We start from the raw sequence: 14,559 nt of genomic DNA on the forward strand, positions 1-14,559 counted from the left end.
CCGATACAAAAAGTAATCAATTGATGATTATCAACTAGTTACAAGATTTTGGCAACAAATAGGCAACGAAAGTGCTTGAAACAAAGCTAAATATAGCTAAAGAAGAGAAAGAAACCTGTTTGGAAAAGTGTGTTGAAAGCTGCTCTCAGGTTCAGTGATTTGGCGTATGGCCTAGTGAATTTGGCTTGTAACGGCTTCTTCTTGTAAACCCAAATACTGACAAAACTCTTGAATAGTTATCATCTGGTGGGCTTCTTTTTGGAAGTGCTCCTTCATCTTTTGGATGAGTGAGCGACCGTACCTTTCACTTCTACCTGTGATTATCTGAATGTCTTTCGGATAAATACACAATCTTTTCATTACAGTATTTCAAAAAATAATACTCCATCCATACCGTTGAGTCGAATCAAATATGAATGAGGTATTGCAAAGATAAGAAATAAATCGGGTTGAATAGTTGGTGTATTTCGGCAAAGTACGGCAATTTCGGCAGGGATGGTTTGAGGGTTTTAAACGACTGATATACAAAGAGTATCTTTATATCAAACCAAATAAATATCTAGTAAAATGGCACGACAAAAGGGTCTTATCAAGTTAGATGGTACTATCGGAGGTATTACTTTCTACAAAACACAGGATGGCTATCTTGCCCGCGAAAAAGGCGGCGTGGATGCCGACAGAATTGCAAATGATCCGAATTTTCAGCGGACTCGTGAAAATGGAGCTGAGTTTGGGAGAGCCGGTAAAGCCGGAAAATTACTGCGTAACTCTCTGAGAGTTCTTCTTCAAAACGCTTCAGACAGACGAATGGTGAGCCGTCTAACCTCTACTATGGTAAAAGTGATTCAGGCGGATGCCACGAACACCAGAGGCGAAAGAAACGTGATTGACGGCGAAGCTGAATTGCTGACTGGTTTCGAGTTTAATGCTAATGGAAAGCTCGGAAATACCATTTATGCCCCTTATTCCAGTGCAATTGACCGGGTGGCAGGCACATTGGAAGTAAGCATTCCAAGTTTTAAGCCTGCTCAAATGATTGCTGCTCCAGGTGGTGCAACGCATTTCAAGTTTGTATCTGGTGGAGCTGAGGTAGATTTCGAGAATGAAACCTTTACCGTCGATCTTCAGGAGAGTGCGGTACTTCCATGGACGAACCCTCCGGCGGCTGCAGTAACACTGACCAATACGGTAACAGCAAACAGCACTCACCCGCTGTTTCTGGTATTCGGAATCGAGTTTTACCAAGAAGTAAATGGAGAGATGTATCCATTGAAAAATGGTGCTCACAATGCCTTGTCCATCGTTGCGGTGAGCGGTTTGTAAACATAAGTTCTTCTTGGTTTTGAAAGGCCCTGTCAATCGACAGGGTTTTTTATTGTCCATTTCCGAGCAATCCTAGATTTCCTAAGTTCCCTAAACTTTGATTTTTGAGGAAATCAGCAAAGCCCTAAAAGGGCAATGCTGAAAGAAAACGCTCACCTGACTGATAAACCCAAAGGCTACAACCACAGGGGATACGATAAACGCGAACCCCACGCTTATGAGGCTTAATGCGATTAGCTTTACGCATATGACGCTGGTAAGCATAAGGACTGACCGCCACAAAATCTGAAGCGGGAACGGTGTGAGAAGGACAAGAAGCTGAACTGCAGCTGAGAGAAATAGGTTTACGACGACTCATAATTATAAAATTTATATGCATCTCTCTGTAAGGCAGTTAAAACAGAAAAAAGGAAACGGAATAAATGAGGGCCTGAGGGGTTGATTGGTGTTTATGCCGTAGTCTTTTTTATGTTTTAGGAAAGGTTGGCCTAGTGGGTTTGCCTGCCTTACTACCTTAGCATATGAATTTTATAATGAGGCAGTTTGTCATATTTTAAAGTGGAGGAATGAAAGTTATTCGACTACATGATTAATTGCGTATTTAAGCAATTGCTTGAATAAAATAATTTGATAAATTTGTGCTTATGGAAATCAATTCTTGCATTAGACAACAAGCGGACATTAAACAAATAAACCGTTGTAAAGACCGAGTTTCAGAACTCAACAGTTCGTTTGACTATTTATCGAATGGACTTGAATTGGCGGGTAACAATGTCAGATTAAAAATCCTGTTCCTGCTTTATGAAGAAAAGCAACTTTGTGTTTGCGATTTAAGCGACATTCTTGGAATGACTATTTCTTCAATTTCTCAACACCTACGAAAACTAAAAGACCGAAAACTCATTGAAACTGAAAGACAAGCACAAACCATTTTCTACTCGCTGACCAACGAATACAAAAACTTGCTTGAACCGTTTTTCAAAATACTTGACGAAAACAAAATTTTGGAGACAATATGAAAAAGGACAATAAACTAATCGGAGCAGGAATTTTAACGGCATTCGCTGCTTCTCTATGTTGTATTACGCCAGTTTTGGCACTCATTGCAGGAACAAGCGGAATTGCTTCATCTTTTTCGTGGCTTGAATCTTTCCGCCCATATTTTATTGGACTAACAATTTTGGTACTTGGCTTTGCTTGGTATCAAAAACTTAAACCGAAAAGGGAAATTGACTGTGATTGTGAAATTGAAGAAAAGCCAAAGTTCATTCAGAGTAAAATGTTTTTAGGAATTGTAACAGCATTTGCAATTGTAATGCTTGCCTTTCCTTACTATGCTCATATTTTCTACCCCAGGGCAGAAAAACAAGTAATCGTTGTTGACAAATCAAATGTACAGACCGTTGAATTTACAATCAGCGGAATGACATGTGCGGGATGCGAAGAACACGTAAACCACGAAGTGAACAAACTTTCAGGAATAATCAAATCAACTGCTTCATACGAGAATGGAAACGCAATCGTAGAATTTGACAACTCGAAAACGAACATAGCCGAAATTGAAACAGCCATTAACGGAACAGGATATTCAGTAACAGACAAAAAGGAGGAATAGAATGGAAGTCATATTACAATCAACAATCACTTGCCCTAACTGCGGACACAAGAAAGAAGAAACAATGCCGACTGACGCTTGTCAGTACTTTTACGAATGTGAAAAATGCACAACAGTCCTAAGACCACAGAAAGGTGACTGTTGTGTTTATTGCAGTTATGGAAGTGTAAAATGTCCGCCTATTCAACAAAAAATAAATTGCTGTTAGCCGAAAAAGAAGTTTAATCCTTTTACATGAATAATAGAGTAACAATCTTTTGTGTAAAGATTTACGAAATTTAATTTACAAAGATAAAACATAGAGTGGGCGATCGGATAAAAAAACTTACTTGATAAGAATTACTTTTACTAAGGCCGGTATTGCTCCTCCAGTTCATTGAGCTTTTGAATATTGCCGGATAATTGATGGATTTCTGGTTTATTCTTTGAGTGTTCAATGGCTTCGTGAAGAGCCTTCCTTAAATCTCCAATTCTTAGAAAGGGAATTACTGACCCCACTAAATCCTTATAAAAGACTTTTGACTGCCACAGGCAAAAACTGAGGAGTTCTAATGTCTCTTTGTCTTCTGAAGTGAGGCAAATAATCTGGTAACAATTGGGGCAAGGTTCAGAAATGAGCTTTCCACTATTTAATCCTTTGGAGAGAACGAAGAAATTGAAGGGATGAATGAGTTGACCAGGTGAGTAAGTTTTGGCTGTGAATTGCATACACGTAGGGCATTAAAATTTGAAATGTTGGCTACGCTTGGCTCCGCTTATATTTTTTTGACAAAGAAAAAACAAGAAAAAAAGAAAGGCTTCAGGAGGGGCGGCAGGTGAAATGGGCTGTCAAGGTTTTTGGTTGAAAAGTTTTGAAAGCAAAAGCTGACTAAAAGACATGTCAAAAGTTTTCATCCAAAACCCGAAGGGCCTGACCTTTACAGTTCATTATGAGCAATGGCCTGAGCTGCCGCCCATCTTTGCCCTTCTTTTATTCTTAAAAATTAACTTTAATCGAACTGCTACGGGTTAACCCCGGCGTAGCAAAGCGAGCCGTCTGCGAGCGGAGCAAGGGGGGGAGACACAGGAACACCTAAGTGTGGGTGGCGACCTCCCGTTTACGGCCGGGCTGGCGTGTTTTTTTGCTGAGCGAGGGAAAGGCAGGTGTAGCGGCTGAGCTACGCCTGTGTGCGGTGCCAGAAGTGGCTGGTAAGACGAAAGCTGCTTCTAGGTAAAAATCTATCCAGCTACTGAAGCACATTGGAGAAAGGCAAAAAACATGACAGCCCGAACCAGCCCGCAGCGACAACGCAGGCGAGCATAAACAGATGCGAGAGGCTGGGCACCCCATAAATTAAATTGCCGAAAGGCGACCTATAAACAGGGGTTTGGGGTGGCCAGAGGGAACGAGCGGAGACAAGGGTACGGCTGTGTGAAGGAAGGCAACTGAGACGGCGGTTAACAGATGAGCCACCGCACAGCCGGTAGCCTGCCTGACGAAGGGTATAAAAAAGGGCGGATGATTGACAGAGTTTCATTTAGTCACAAGATTTAGCCGCTTGCTTTACCCTTTTTTATATGCCTGACGAAACAAAAGACGAACCCGAAGGCGAGACCTTATAACCGCGTGTTGGTATGCAGAAGAAAAGGTTGGTGTAGGCTGGGCGGGTTAGCAGGCGGCTGGACTTTCAGGCTACGTTTGCCGAGGGAGGCGGGAAGTGGGTGAATGCGAGGTATCCATTATTGCAATACGGATTTAGGTAGTTACAATGAATAACTACATTCTAAAAAATACTGTAGAGAATGCGTTTCGCGATATGCTGCTTTAGGTTTCGATTATTGTAGATGATAAAGCAGATAGGATCCGAAAAGTTGTTTAAATTATTATTTAACTAAAAAAAATAGGGGGAAGAAGTATCCAAATAAATAAAACTTAGGCAAATAAATGTTACACAAAAGGCGTAAAAGTATGCCGTAATTCAAAAGAAAGCCATTGTTTTGGAGAAAAAGAATTTTTGATTTTTATGATGAATGAAAAAATAGAAAATAGACTCAATCATAGGGATATAAAACCTACTGCAATGCGAATCCTTGTTCTTCAATATTTGATGGAGCAAGACCATACTATTTCTTTGCAAAGTATAGAAAACGCCTTTGAAAGTGCTGATAAGTCCACACTATACAGAACACTTAAAACCTTTGAGAAAAATAAGCTCGTTCACACCATAGATGATGGCACAAAGCAATTAAAATATGCTCTGTGCTTAGAAAGTTGCGAATGTGAAACCATTGACCAACATTATCATTTCCATTGCACCAACTGCCAAAACACCTTCTGCCTTACCAATCAGAATATTCCTCAAATTGAACTTCCTAAAAACTTCAAAATGCAACAAGCCAATATGGTTATTAAAGGTCTATGTGAAAATTGCAATCGTTAAACTTTGCAAATGGGTTGCAGAGAACATGTCTTACCTTTGAAACCAGAAATGAGACTTTTGGCATTCATATTAAGTATTTATTTTATGGCACTATCTGTAGTGCCGTGTACAGATGGTATGCCCCAAACTTCCCATTCTTCAAACACTGAGGTATCTGCTACGGACCACGACCATAATCATTCAGACCACCAAGATAGTTGCACACCGTTTTGTGTATGTGCTTGTTGTGGCACTATGATTACAATGCCTACTTTGCAATCTTTGGTGCAGGCGAGAGCGGTTATTTCAACAGAATACCTTTTTCATTACACATTTGATTATTCCTTTGATTACAGCGAAGGAGTTTGGCACCCGCCAGCCCATAGTTAAACCACATTCAAGGGGCTACTATGCCCTTTTCAATCATAGTCAAGGTTTAACTATTTTATAAAAATCAAATATTAATGTTCGATAATATTATCGCTTATTCGGTAAGGAATAAGTTTGTTGTAGGGCTTATTGTAGCAGCCCTCATAGTTTGGGGATTATTTTCTCTCAAACAGTTACCCATAGATGCTGTTCCTGATATAACGAATAATCAAGTACAGATCATTACCATTTCACCTAATCTGGCTACCCAAGAAGTAGAGCAATTTATTACTACTCCTGTAGAGCTTGCCGTACAGAGTTTGCAAAAGACAGAAGAAATACGGTCTATCTCTCGTTTTGGCTTATCCGTAGTAACTGTAGTCTTTGAAGAAGATTATGATATTTACTTGGCTCGACAGTTGGTTAACGAAAAGCTAAGAGAAGCTGAAGAAGATATTCCTAATAGTCTGGGCACTCCTGAAATGGCACCGCTTTCAACCGGCTTAGGAGAAATTTATCAATATGTGGTCCGACCAGAAGAAGGATTTGAAGACAAATATTCGTCAACAGAGCTTAGAAGTATTCAAGATTGGATAGTTACCCGACAGCTTTTGGGCATAGAAGGTGTAGCAGAGGTTAACTCAATGGGTGGCTTTCTGAAACAATATGAAGTAGCAGTAAATCCTAATCTTCTGAAATCTTTAGGTATAAGCATTACAGATATATTTTCAGCCTTAGAAAAGAGTAATGAAAATACCGGCGGAGCATACATAGAAAAAAGCTCAAATGCATACTATATCCGTTCAGAAGGTTTAGCCAAATCTTTAGACGACATAGGAAATATTGTAGTCAGTGATGCAGGTAATATTCCAGTCTTAGTAAAAGATGTTGCTACTGTTCAATATGGAAAAGCTCCTCGATACGGAGCATTAGTTAGAGATGGAGCAGAAGTCGTTGGTGGTAAGGTAATGATGTTCAAAGGAGCAAATTCTGCACAAGTAACGGAGTTGGTAAAAGAGCGAGTAATTCAAATCCAAAAATCATTGCCCGAAGGAGTAGTTATTGAACCCTATTTGGTAAGAGACAAATTAGTAAGTACTGCCATAGGTACCGTAAAAAAGAACCTCATTGAAGGTGGCTTAATTGTCATATTCATTTTAGTCTTACTATTAGGAAATTGGCGAGCAGGACTAATCGTAGCTTCCGTCATTCCATTGGCTATGCTCTTTGCTGTTTCAATGATGAACTTATTAGGTATCTCGGCTAACTTAATGAGTTTAGGAGCGATTGATTTCGGGCTTATTGTAGATGGTGCAGTAATTATAGTGGAGGCCATAGTTCACCGATTGCAAGTCAGTAAGGCAGGCAAACTATTATCCCAATCTGATATGGATAGTGAAGTGATTACCTCTTCTCAAAAAATAAGAAGTTCGGCTGCCTTTGGCGAAATTATTATTCTAATGGTCTATATACCAATATTAGCTTTAGTGGGTATTGAAGGCAAAATGTTTAAGCCTATGGCTCAGACAGTAATGCTTGCCATTGTAGGAGCATTGATTTTATCCTTAACCTATGTGCCAATGATGGCTGCCTTGGTGCTCAAGAAAAAAGTAGTGAATAAAGAATCCTATGCAGATAAAATTATTGCATTTTTTCAAAGAGGCTATACACCATTACTCAATTCAGCACTTCGTTTTAAGACAGTATTTGTAAGTGCTACGATGGTAGTTTTTCTGATAAGTCTATTTGTGTTCAGCAGAATGGGTGGGGAGTTTATACCTACATTAGAAGAAGGCGACTTGGCTATGCAGCATATTCTACCACCGGGTAGTTCACTTTCTCAGAGTGTTGAAACCTCCAAAATGATTCAGAAAAAACTCTTAAAAGAGTTTCCTGAAATCACGGATGTAGTAGCCAATATTGGTTCAGCAGAAATCCCAACAGACCCTATGCCCGTAGAAATTGGAGATTATGTGTTGGTAATGAAACCAAAATCGGAATGGACTTCCGCAAGCTCAAGAACAGATATGTTTAAGAAAATAGAAAAGTCGCTGTCGTCAATACCAGGCGTTGGTTATGAATTTTCGCAGCCTATTCAGATGCGTTTTAATGAACTAATGACAGGTACAAAAGCCGACATAGCTGTTAAACTGTACGGAGATAACTTGGATATGATGTTTCAAATAGCATCGGAAGCTGAGAAAATCATAAAGAAAATTGAAGGTGTCGGAACTGTGAATGTTGAACAAACAGTGGGTATGCCCCAAATAATCATCAATTATAAATATGATAAAATGGCACAGTATGGTTTACATGTTAAAGAAGTGAATCAGGTCATTAGGTCAGCTTTTGCAGGTGAAAAAGCAGGAGTTATATATGAGGGAGAAAAGCGATTTGATTTAGTAATTAGATTGAATGAACAAAATAGAACCGGAATTGAGGATGTAAAATACCTTTTCATTACCCTCAAGAATGGCACTCAAGTACCATTAAGTAGTGTTGCCGACATTGACTTGGTAGATGCACCCATGCAAGTTTCCAGAGAAAACACCAATCGTAGAATAGTCATTGGCGTAAATGTAGGAAATACGGACGTAGAAACGTTAGTTGTGAAAATCCAAACCGAATTAGATGCCAATGTGAAATTACCTTCAGGTTACTATTTTAATTATGGTGGGCAGTTTGAAAACCTCAAAGCTGCCAATGCACGACTTTCAATTGCCCTGCCTATGGCACTGGCTCTCATATTTATCCTATTGTATTTTACTTTTGGTTCATTGGCTCAAGCAGCGTTGATTTTTACAGCCATTCCTTTATCTGCCATTGGTGGAATATGGGCTTTACAACTTAGAGGACTGCCTTTCAGTATATCCGCAGGTATCGGTTTCATAGCTCTTTTTGGTGTGGCAGTATTAAACGGGATTGTCCTTATCGGTTATTTCAATCAACTCAAAAAAGAAGGTATGACAGATATAAAAGATAGAATAATTACTGGTACAAGAGTACGATTAAGACCCGTAATAATGACAGCAGCAGTAGCTTCAATGGGCTTTCTCCCAATGGCTATTTCTACCTCTGGTGGTGCAGAAGTACAAAGACCTTTGGCTACAGTAGTCATTGGTGGTTTGATAACGGCTACTTTTTTAACGTTGGTCATATTGCCTATTCTATACTATTGGTTAGAAAAATGGAGCGATCGAAAGTCCAAAGGAATTAATTTTTCTAAAGGCGGTGCTTTAGCCTTACTCTTGATATTTGGTTTCTCCTTCTCAACACAAGCCCAAAATAAACCAATCGATTTAGATAGTGCTATTTCAATAGCATTGACTAATCACCCCAATATAAAAGCTGCCACACTGAACGTAGAGAAAAATCAATCACTGCAAAACTTAAAATACAATTTAGGTTCAACGGATATTTCTTATCAAGGAGATGGCTTGTTTGATACTCAATTTGGTCAGCAAGTAAATCAAATTGGTATAGTACAGAACTTTCCAAGTCCAAGTGTTACCAAGGCACAGAATAAATTGCAAGATGCCTATTCGAGCCAAAGCGATACACAAAAAGAGATTACTGTCAATGAACTCAAATGGAAGGTAAAGCAACTGTATTATGATATTCAGTATAAAAAAGAGCTGGTAAGTCTATATGATACGTTAGTTGCTACATACAACGAATACCATAGGAAAGCCATAGTAAGAGAGCAATCTGGAGCTGCAAATCATATTGAAGTACTTACGCTTCAATCGAAATGGAAAGAATATGAGTTGCTTTCAAACCAGGTGAAAATTGAAATTGCGAACTTAAACAAACGTTTCCAAATATTATTAAATGCCGACGAGCCTCTTACCACAGAAAATAGCCTTTCTGTGGCCATTTATACTTCTCAAACAGATTTTGAGTCTAATCCTCTTTTATTACAGAATAAGCAGGAAGTGGCTATTGAAGCTGCCAAGATAGAGGTATTGAGGTCTGAATTAAAACCAAACTTTAATTTTGGCTATGCTCCACAATTATTTAATCAAGGAGGCTTTTTAAATGCCTTCCAGATGGGTGTATCTATTCCTTTATTTAATCATCAAGTTAAGAAAAGAATTTATGCACAAAAAACGCAAGTGGAAATAGGCAACTATCAATACCAAAGTAAATTAATTTCTTTGAAAGGAAATCAATTAGAAATACAAAACTCTATAAGCCTATACAAAGCGGGTGTAGATTTTTATAAGGAACAAATAGAGAGGATTAATCCTGAAATTGTGAGAATGAGCCAGCTGAATTATCAGGCAGGTGAAATTTCTTATTTAGAACTCTTAAACACCCTACAATTAATGGCTTCCAATAATAAAAATTACTTGGAGCAAATAATAGCCTACAATAAGGCCGTAGCAGATTATCAATTTCTTACTAATCAATAAAGAATTTAAAAATGAAATATATAAAATTTATCATCGCAGTTTTTATGCTTGCCTTTAGTATGGTGCTTACTTCATGCGGAAGTAAGAAAAACCAAGAAAGTGATACAAATCAAGAGGTAAGCAAAGCTACTCAAACAGAGGAAGAAGGCAACAATCACAGCTCTGAGGAAGGCGTACACCTTACAAAAGAACAAGCCAATACCATTGGTTTAGAACTTGGAGATTTATCTACCATTAAAGTAAACGATTTTGTAAATGCAACAGGTAGTTTGGGATTACCTCCAAATGCACTTTCTTCCGTTTCTGCCAAAACCAACGGCATAATCAAAGGCACTAAAAAGTTTGTAGAAGGTGATTATATCAAAAAAGGAGCGATAATAGCCTATTTGGAGAACACAGAATTTATTATTACCCAACAAGATTACTTAGAAGCTAAGGCACAACTCAATTTAAAGCTTTTGGAAGCTGAACGCCAGAGATCATTAGTAGAATCCAATGCGGGAGTTATCAAAAATCTACAAAATGCACAAGCAGAAGTGGCTGTATTGGAGGCAAAAACTCAAGGTCTTGCTAAGCAGCTTTCATTTTTAGGTATATCCACTTCTGACCTGACGCCAAGTAACATCAGACAAAAGATAGCAATTGTAGCTCCTATGAGTGGCTATATTTCCAAAATCAATTTTCACAATGGAATGTATGCCCAGTCCTCCGTTTCATTGATGGATATTATTTCTTCGGAACATTTGCATTTAGAATTGGATGTATTTGAAAAAGATATTGCTAGTATAAAAAAAGGACAAAAAATCAGTTATACCGTTCCAGCCCTTGGTCAAACCATTTATTATGGCAGAGTTGATGTGATTGGTAAAGAGTTTAATTCCGACACTAAAACAGTTCGTGTTCATGGCCATTTAGATGGCATAAAGCCACTATTTTTAAAAGACCTATTTTTAAATGCAAAAATATTTCTCACGAATGTAGAATCTTCGGCTCTTCCTGAAGATGCGATTATCAATGATGGAGCCAATAGCTTTATCTATGTAGCGAATGAAAAGGCAAATGATAACGAAATAGAATTTGTAAAAATCAATATAATTCAAGGCTCTAAAGAAAATGGCTACGCGTCTGTAAAATTAATAGACGAAATCCCGGAAGGAATGCAAATTGTCACGAAGGGTGCCTACTATGTGTATGCACAATCTAAAGCAGGAGAATTAGAACACGAAGATTAAAATTTACAACTATGTATTTATTTATTTTTTTACTCATATACTTTTTCTTAATCTTCTTTCTTAGATCTTATCTACTTTGGAAGCAAACCAATGTTAACCCACTAACCTTCAATAAAGGAGATGATGCCCACGGCTACAATGGGAAAGTCTTTGGCTTTATTTCATTACTTGAGTTACTTGTAGTTGTCATATATGCCTTTTTCCCCAGGTGGCACAAGTTTCTAATGCCTTTTTGGTTTTTAAAAAACGAATACTTCGTATATGTCGGTTGGATTTTGCTCATAATCTCATTGCTATTTGTATGGTTTGCACAAGGAAATATGAGAGAGTCTTGGCGTATCGGTATAGATGAAGAAAACAAAACAGTATTGGTAACAAATGGTTTTTTTGCCTTTTCTCGAAATCCCATTTTTTTAGGTATTATGATCGCCAATATTGGTTTGTTTTTAGTGCTGCCTAATGCTTTTACATTATTAATCATAGCCCTTTCTACTGTTAGTATCAATACGCAAATCAGATTAGAAGAGGAATTTCTCAAAAAGGAATTTGGCAATCAATACACTGAGTATCTAACCAAAGTAAACAGATGGCTAACTTTAAAATAAACAACAATGATAGATAAAAAACACAAACACCAATATGATAGTAACGGCAAACCAGTCTGCTGTTCATTAGAAGAAAAAATAGATGCAAAGTCGCCACCGCCATTATTAAAAGCCGAGCATAGCGAAGACGATGGTCACGATCATTCGCACGACCAGACGCATAGCCATTCTCTTGATGGATGGAAAGCATATCTGCCTGCCATAATCAGTTTTATTTTGTTAATAGCTGGAATTATCCTTGACTATTTTGATGTAACTTTTTTCAAAGAATGGATTAGAGTAGTTTGGTATGGTGTCGCTTATATTCCTGTTGGCTTTCCTGTAATTAAAGAAGCTATTTCAGCACTTAGTAAGGGAGAGGTTTTTACTGAGTTTTTCCTAATGAGTATTGCTACAATAGGTGCTTTTGCTATTGGTGAATATCCCGAAGGAGTGGCAGTAATGTTATTTTATGCAGTTGGAGAATTATTTCAAAGTGCAGCAGTAAGAAGAGCTAAAGATAATATCAAAGCTCTTTTGGATGTTAGACCCAAAATCGCCAGTGTATTTAGAAATGACTCCCTCGTTGAAGTCAATCCAAATACTGTAAATGTTGGCGAATCAATACAAGTAAAAGTTGGGGAAAAAGTACCGTTAGACGGAGTATTGCTTTCAGAAAAGGCGAGCCTTAATACGGCAGCTCTAACTGGTGAAAGTAAACCACAAAGTATTTTACAGAATGAGAATGTCTTAGCGGGTTCTATAAATATGGAAGGTGTAATTGAAATCAAAACCACTAAACTTTTTAACGATAGTTCAGTAGCGAAAATATTAGAGCTGGTACAAAATGCCACTTCCAAAAAAGCAAAGACAGAATTGCTTATCAGAAGATTGGCAAAAGTATATACACCAATTGTATTCTATTTAGCTATTGCAGTCTGTTTTCTTCCGTACTTTTTTGTAGAAGATTATGTATTTCAAGATTGGTTATATAGAGCATTGATTTTCTTAGTTATTTCATGCCCTTGTGCTTTAGTTATTTCAATCCCGTTGGGTTATTTCGGTGGTCTTGGAGCAGCTTCTAAAAACGGAATACTCTTCAAAGGAGCAACCTACATGGATAAGCTAAAAGAAGTGAATACAATGGTAATGGATAAAACAGGTACCGTTACCAAAGGTGTTTTCAAAATCAGCCAGATCAAAACTTTTGGCAAATGGACTGAGGAATCTTTAGTGCCACTACTCTTAGCTATTGAGTCTAAATCTACTCACCCTATAGCGAAAGCAATTATGGAATATCAATCAGGCGTTCCAGTAAAAGAAGCTACTGAAATTAAAGAAATAGCAGGAAAGGGGTTGACGGGTTTAGTTGAAGGGAAAAACGTAGTAGTTGGCAATCACAAATTGATGCAGCAGTTCAATATTAATACTCCGTATGAAATTGAAGAAATAGTAGAATCAAATGTATTGATTGGAGTAGATGGAGAGTTTGCTGGTTTTGTAACCATTGCTGATGAAATAAAAGAAGATGCTAAAGAAACTATTGAAGCATTTAAAAGAGCTGGTATAAATTATATAATGATGTTATCTGGCGATAAGAATAGCATTACGCAAAAGGTAGCCACTGTACTTGGTATTTCAATAGCAAAAGGCGGTTTGCTACCAGAAGATAAATTGAATGAAGTAGAGCTACTCAAAGAAGACTCCAAAAAAACAGTAGCATTTATAGGGGATGGGATCAATGATGCTCCTGTATTAGCAGCAAGTGACGTAGGTATCGCTATGGGAGCAATGGGAAGTGATGTAGCCATTGAAACGGCAGATGTAATCATACAAACAGACCAACCTTCAAAAGTAGTAACAGGAATAAAAATTGCTAAATCTACTCAAAGAATCATTTGGCAAAATATTTTTTTCGCCTTCGGGATTAAGATTATTGTTCTCATTTTAGGTGCAGGCGGCTTAGCCACAATGTGGGAAGCAGTTTTTGCCGATGTGGGAGTAGCATTATTAGCAATACTTAATGCTGTTAGATTACAACGGATGGATTGGGAGTAGTTGTATTCGGCCAATTATTTACCGAAGGTCTTTACGATTACCTGGACATATTAAAAGTGATTAGTTGAACGCAACTGAAACTTGGGTAGGCTATCACAGGGCTGGGCTTTCATGCCACTTTCTGTCATGTTGCAGGAAGTGGGTGAATGAAAAGAGTGATGTACAAACGAATTCATTGAACCTACTGGAAGCACATGGGCGTGGTTGGGAATACAGTTTTATAATAGATTCAGTTAATTATATCTTCCTTTTCAAGACTTGTATTCATCCTGAAGAGTAAGATAAATGATGAAACTATAGTTAGAGAACCAATAAGACCTATTGAAGGTAAAATACCCCAAATGTCTGCTATAATACCCGTTATAATTGCTCCAATTGCATAGCCCAGATCACGCCATAATCTAAATACACCGATACTATTGGCACGTTGCTCAGGATGGGTGTAATCTGCAATGGCAGCAAGGAAGGTTGGATAGACCACTGCTGTACCAAGTCCTAATAAAATACTCAAAAGCATGAGTTGTACAAATGAGGCGGCAATTATCATTGTGATAATGGCAAAAC

The 14,559-nt window shown here is 38.0% G+C and carries 13 protein-coding genes; 10 read left to right on the forward strand and 3 right to left on the reverse strand.

Annotated elements, in window-relative coordinates; all coding sequences use genetic code 11:
• Positions 1 to 567: 567 nt before the first annotated feature.
• Positions 568 to 1,323, forward strand: a complete 756-nt coding sequence (locus AFM12_RS19265; RefSeq protein WP_055152065.1) for a hypothetical protein — start codon at positions 568 to 570, stop codon at positions 1,321 to 1,323.
• 124 nt (positions 1,324 to 1,447) lie between these two features.
• Here the strand turns inward: AFM12_RS19265 and AFM12_RS19775 are convergent, their stop codons facing one another.
• Entirely contained in the window at positions 1,448 to 1,681 is a 234-nt protein-coding gene (locus AFM12_RS19775; RefSeq protein ID WP_131458500.1) for a hypothetical protein, read from the reverse strand.
• 286 nt (positions 1,682 to 1,967) lie between these two features.
• Between AFM12_RS19775 and AFM12_RS19270 the strand changes: the two genes are divergently transcribed.
• Genes AFM12_RS19270 through AFM12_RS19965 form a run of 3 tightly spaced genes read left to right on the forward strand, consistent with a single transcriptional unit; the run spans position 1,968 to position 3,146 of the window.
• The gene (locus tag AFM12_RS19270; RefSeq protein ID WP_055152068.1) at positions 1,968 to 2,342 is read left to right on the forward strand and encodes an ArsR/SmtB family transcription factor; all 375 of its coding nucleotides are present in this window, start codon (positions 1,968 to 1,970) and stop codon (positions 2,340 to 2,342) included.
• Entirely contained in the window at positions 2,339 to 2,938 is a 600-nt protein-coding gene (gene merTP, locus AFM12_RS19275; RefSeq protein WP_055152071.1) for a mercuric transport protein MerTP, read from the forward strand. The genes AFM12_RS19270 and merTP overlap by 4 nt, the downstream gene beginning before the upstream one ends.
• A 1-nt stretch (position 2,939) precedes the next feature.
• Positions 2,940 to 3,146, forward strand: a complete 207-nt coding sequence (locus tag AFM12_RS19965; RefSeq protein WP_082391422.1) for a GDCCVxC domain-containing (seleno)protein — start codon at positions 2,940 to 2,942, stop codon at positions 3,144 to 3,146.
• Between the two features lie 140 nt (positions 3,147 to 3,286).
• On the opposite strand, the gene AFM12_RS19280 is transcribed toward AFM12_RS19965, so the two are convergent.
• Complete coding sequence (locus AFM12_RS19280; protein WP_055152074.1) at positions 3,287 to 3,646, reverse strand: DUF6943 family protein; 360 nt, start codon at positions 3,644 to 3,646, stop codon at positions 3,287 to 3,289.
• 1,298 nt (positions 3,647 to 4,944) lie between these two features.
• Here AFM12_RS19280 and AFM12_RS19285 point away from each other — a divergent pair.
• The 6 genes from AFM12_RS19285 (at position 4,945) to AFM12_RS19305 (ending at position 13,995) form a co-directional block, all read left to right on the forward strand.
• Positions 4,945 to 5,358 (forward strand): Fur family transcriptional regulator, encoded by a 414-nt coding sequence (locus tag AFM12_RS19285; protein ID WP_055152091.1) that lies wholly within the window; start codon positions 4,945 to 4,947, stop codon positions 5,356 to 5,358.
• Positions 5,359 to 5,406: 48 nt separating this feature from the next.
• Positions 5,407 to 5,727 (forward strand): DUF6660 family protein, encoded by a 321-nt coding sequence (locus tag AFM12_RS20080; protein WP_374754279.1) that lies wholly within the window; start codon positions 5,407 to 5,409, stop codon positions 5,725 to 5,727.
• Positions 5,728 to 5,801: 74 nt separating this feature from the next.
• On the forward strand, positions 5,802 to 10,121 hold the full coding sequence (locus AFM12_RS19290) for a CusA/CzcA family heavy metal efflux RND transporter (RefSeq protein ID WP_055152079.1): 4,320 nt from the start codon (positions 5,802 to 5,804) through the stop codon (positions 10,119 to 10,121).
• An 11-nt stretch (positions 10,122 to 10,132) separates the two neighbouring features.
• Complete coding sequence (locus tag AFM12_RS19295; protein WP_055152082.1) at positions 10,133 to 11,353, forward strand: efflux RND transporter periplasmic adaptor subunit; 1,221 nt, start codon at positions 10,133 to 10,135, stop codon at positions 11,351 to 11,353.
• An 11-nt stretch (positions 11,354 to 11,364) separates the two neighbouring features.
• A complete protein-coding gene (locus AFM12_RS19300; RefSeq protein WP_055152085.1) occupies positions 11,365 to 11,958 on the forward strand; it encodes a methyltransferase family protein in 594 nt (197 codons plus the stop codon).
• A 6-nt stretch (positions 11,959 to 11,964) separates the two neighbouring features.
• A complete protein-coding gene (locus AFM12_RS19305) occupies positions 11,965 to 13,995 on the forward strand; it encodes a heavy metal translocating P-type ATPase (RefSeq protein WP_082391423.1) in 2,031 nt (676 codons plus the stop codon).
• Positions 13,996 to 14,224: 229 nt separating this feature from the next.
• Here AFM12_RS19305 and AFM12_RS19310 read toward each other — a convergent pair.
• A partial coding sequence (locus AFM12_RS19310) for an MFS transporter (RefSeq protein WP_131458502.1) occupies positions 14,225 to 14,559 on the reverse strand: 335 nt, incomplete at its 5' end.

This window comes from Jiulongibacter sediminis, assembly GCF_001306455.1.
Classification (GTDB): Bacteria; Bacteroidota; Bacteroidia; order Cytophagales; family Spirosomataceae; genus Jiulongibacter; species Jiulongibacter sediminis.

Bases quoted from the DNA above. Each gene is read 5' to 3' on its own strand.
- AFM12_RS19965 (WP_082391422.1), top strand. From the start codon at position 2,940: ATGGAAGTCATATTACAATCAACAATCACTTGCCCTAACTGCGGACAC.
- AFM12_RS19285 (WP_055152091.1), top strand. From the start codon at position 4,945: ATGAATGAAAAAATAGAAAATAGACTCAATCATAGGGATATAAAACCT.
- AFM12_RS19775 (WP_131458500.1), bottom strand. From the start codon at position 1,681: ATGAGTCGTCGTAAACCTATTTCTCTCAGCTGCAGTTCAGCTTCTTGT.
- AFM12_RS19265 (WP_055152065.1), top strand. From the start codon at position 568: ATGGCACGACAAAAGGGTCTTATCAAGTTAGATGGTACTATCGGAGGT.
- AFM12_RS19305 (WP_082391423.1), top strand. From the start codon at position 11,965: ATGATAGATAAAAAACACAAACACCAATATGATAGTAACGGCAAACCA.
- AFM12_RS19300 (WP_055152085.1), top strand. From the start codon at position 11,365: ATGTATTTATTTATTTTTTTACTCATATACTTTTTCTTAATCTTCTTT.
- AFM12_RS19280 (WP_055152074.1), bottom strand. From the start codon at position 3,646: ATGCAATTCACAGCCAAAACTTACTCACCTGGTCAACTCATTCATCCC.
- AFM12_RS19295 (WP_055152082.1), top strand. From the start codon at position 10,133: ATGAAATATATAAAATTTATCATCGCAGTTTTTATGCTTGCCTTTAGT.
- AFM12_RS20080 (WP_374754279.1), top strand. From the start codon at position 5,407: ATGAGACTTTTGGCATTCATATTAAGTATTTATTTTATGGCACTATCT.
- merTP (WP_055152071.1), top strand. From the start codon at position 2,339: ATGAAAAAGGACAATAAACTAATCGGAGCAGGAATTTTAACGGCATTC.
- AFM12_RS19270 (WP_055152068.1), top strand. From the start codon at position 1,968: ATGGAAATCAATTCTTGCATTAGACAACAAGCGGACATTAAACAAATA.
- AFM12_RS19290 (WP_055152079.1), top strand. From the start codon at position 5,802: ATGTTCGATAATATTATCGCTTATTCGGTAAGGAATAAGTTTGTTGTA.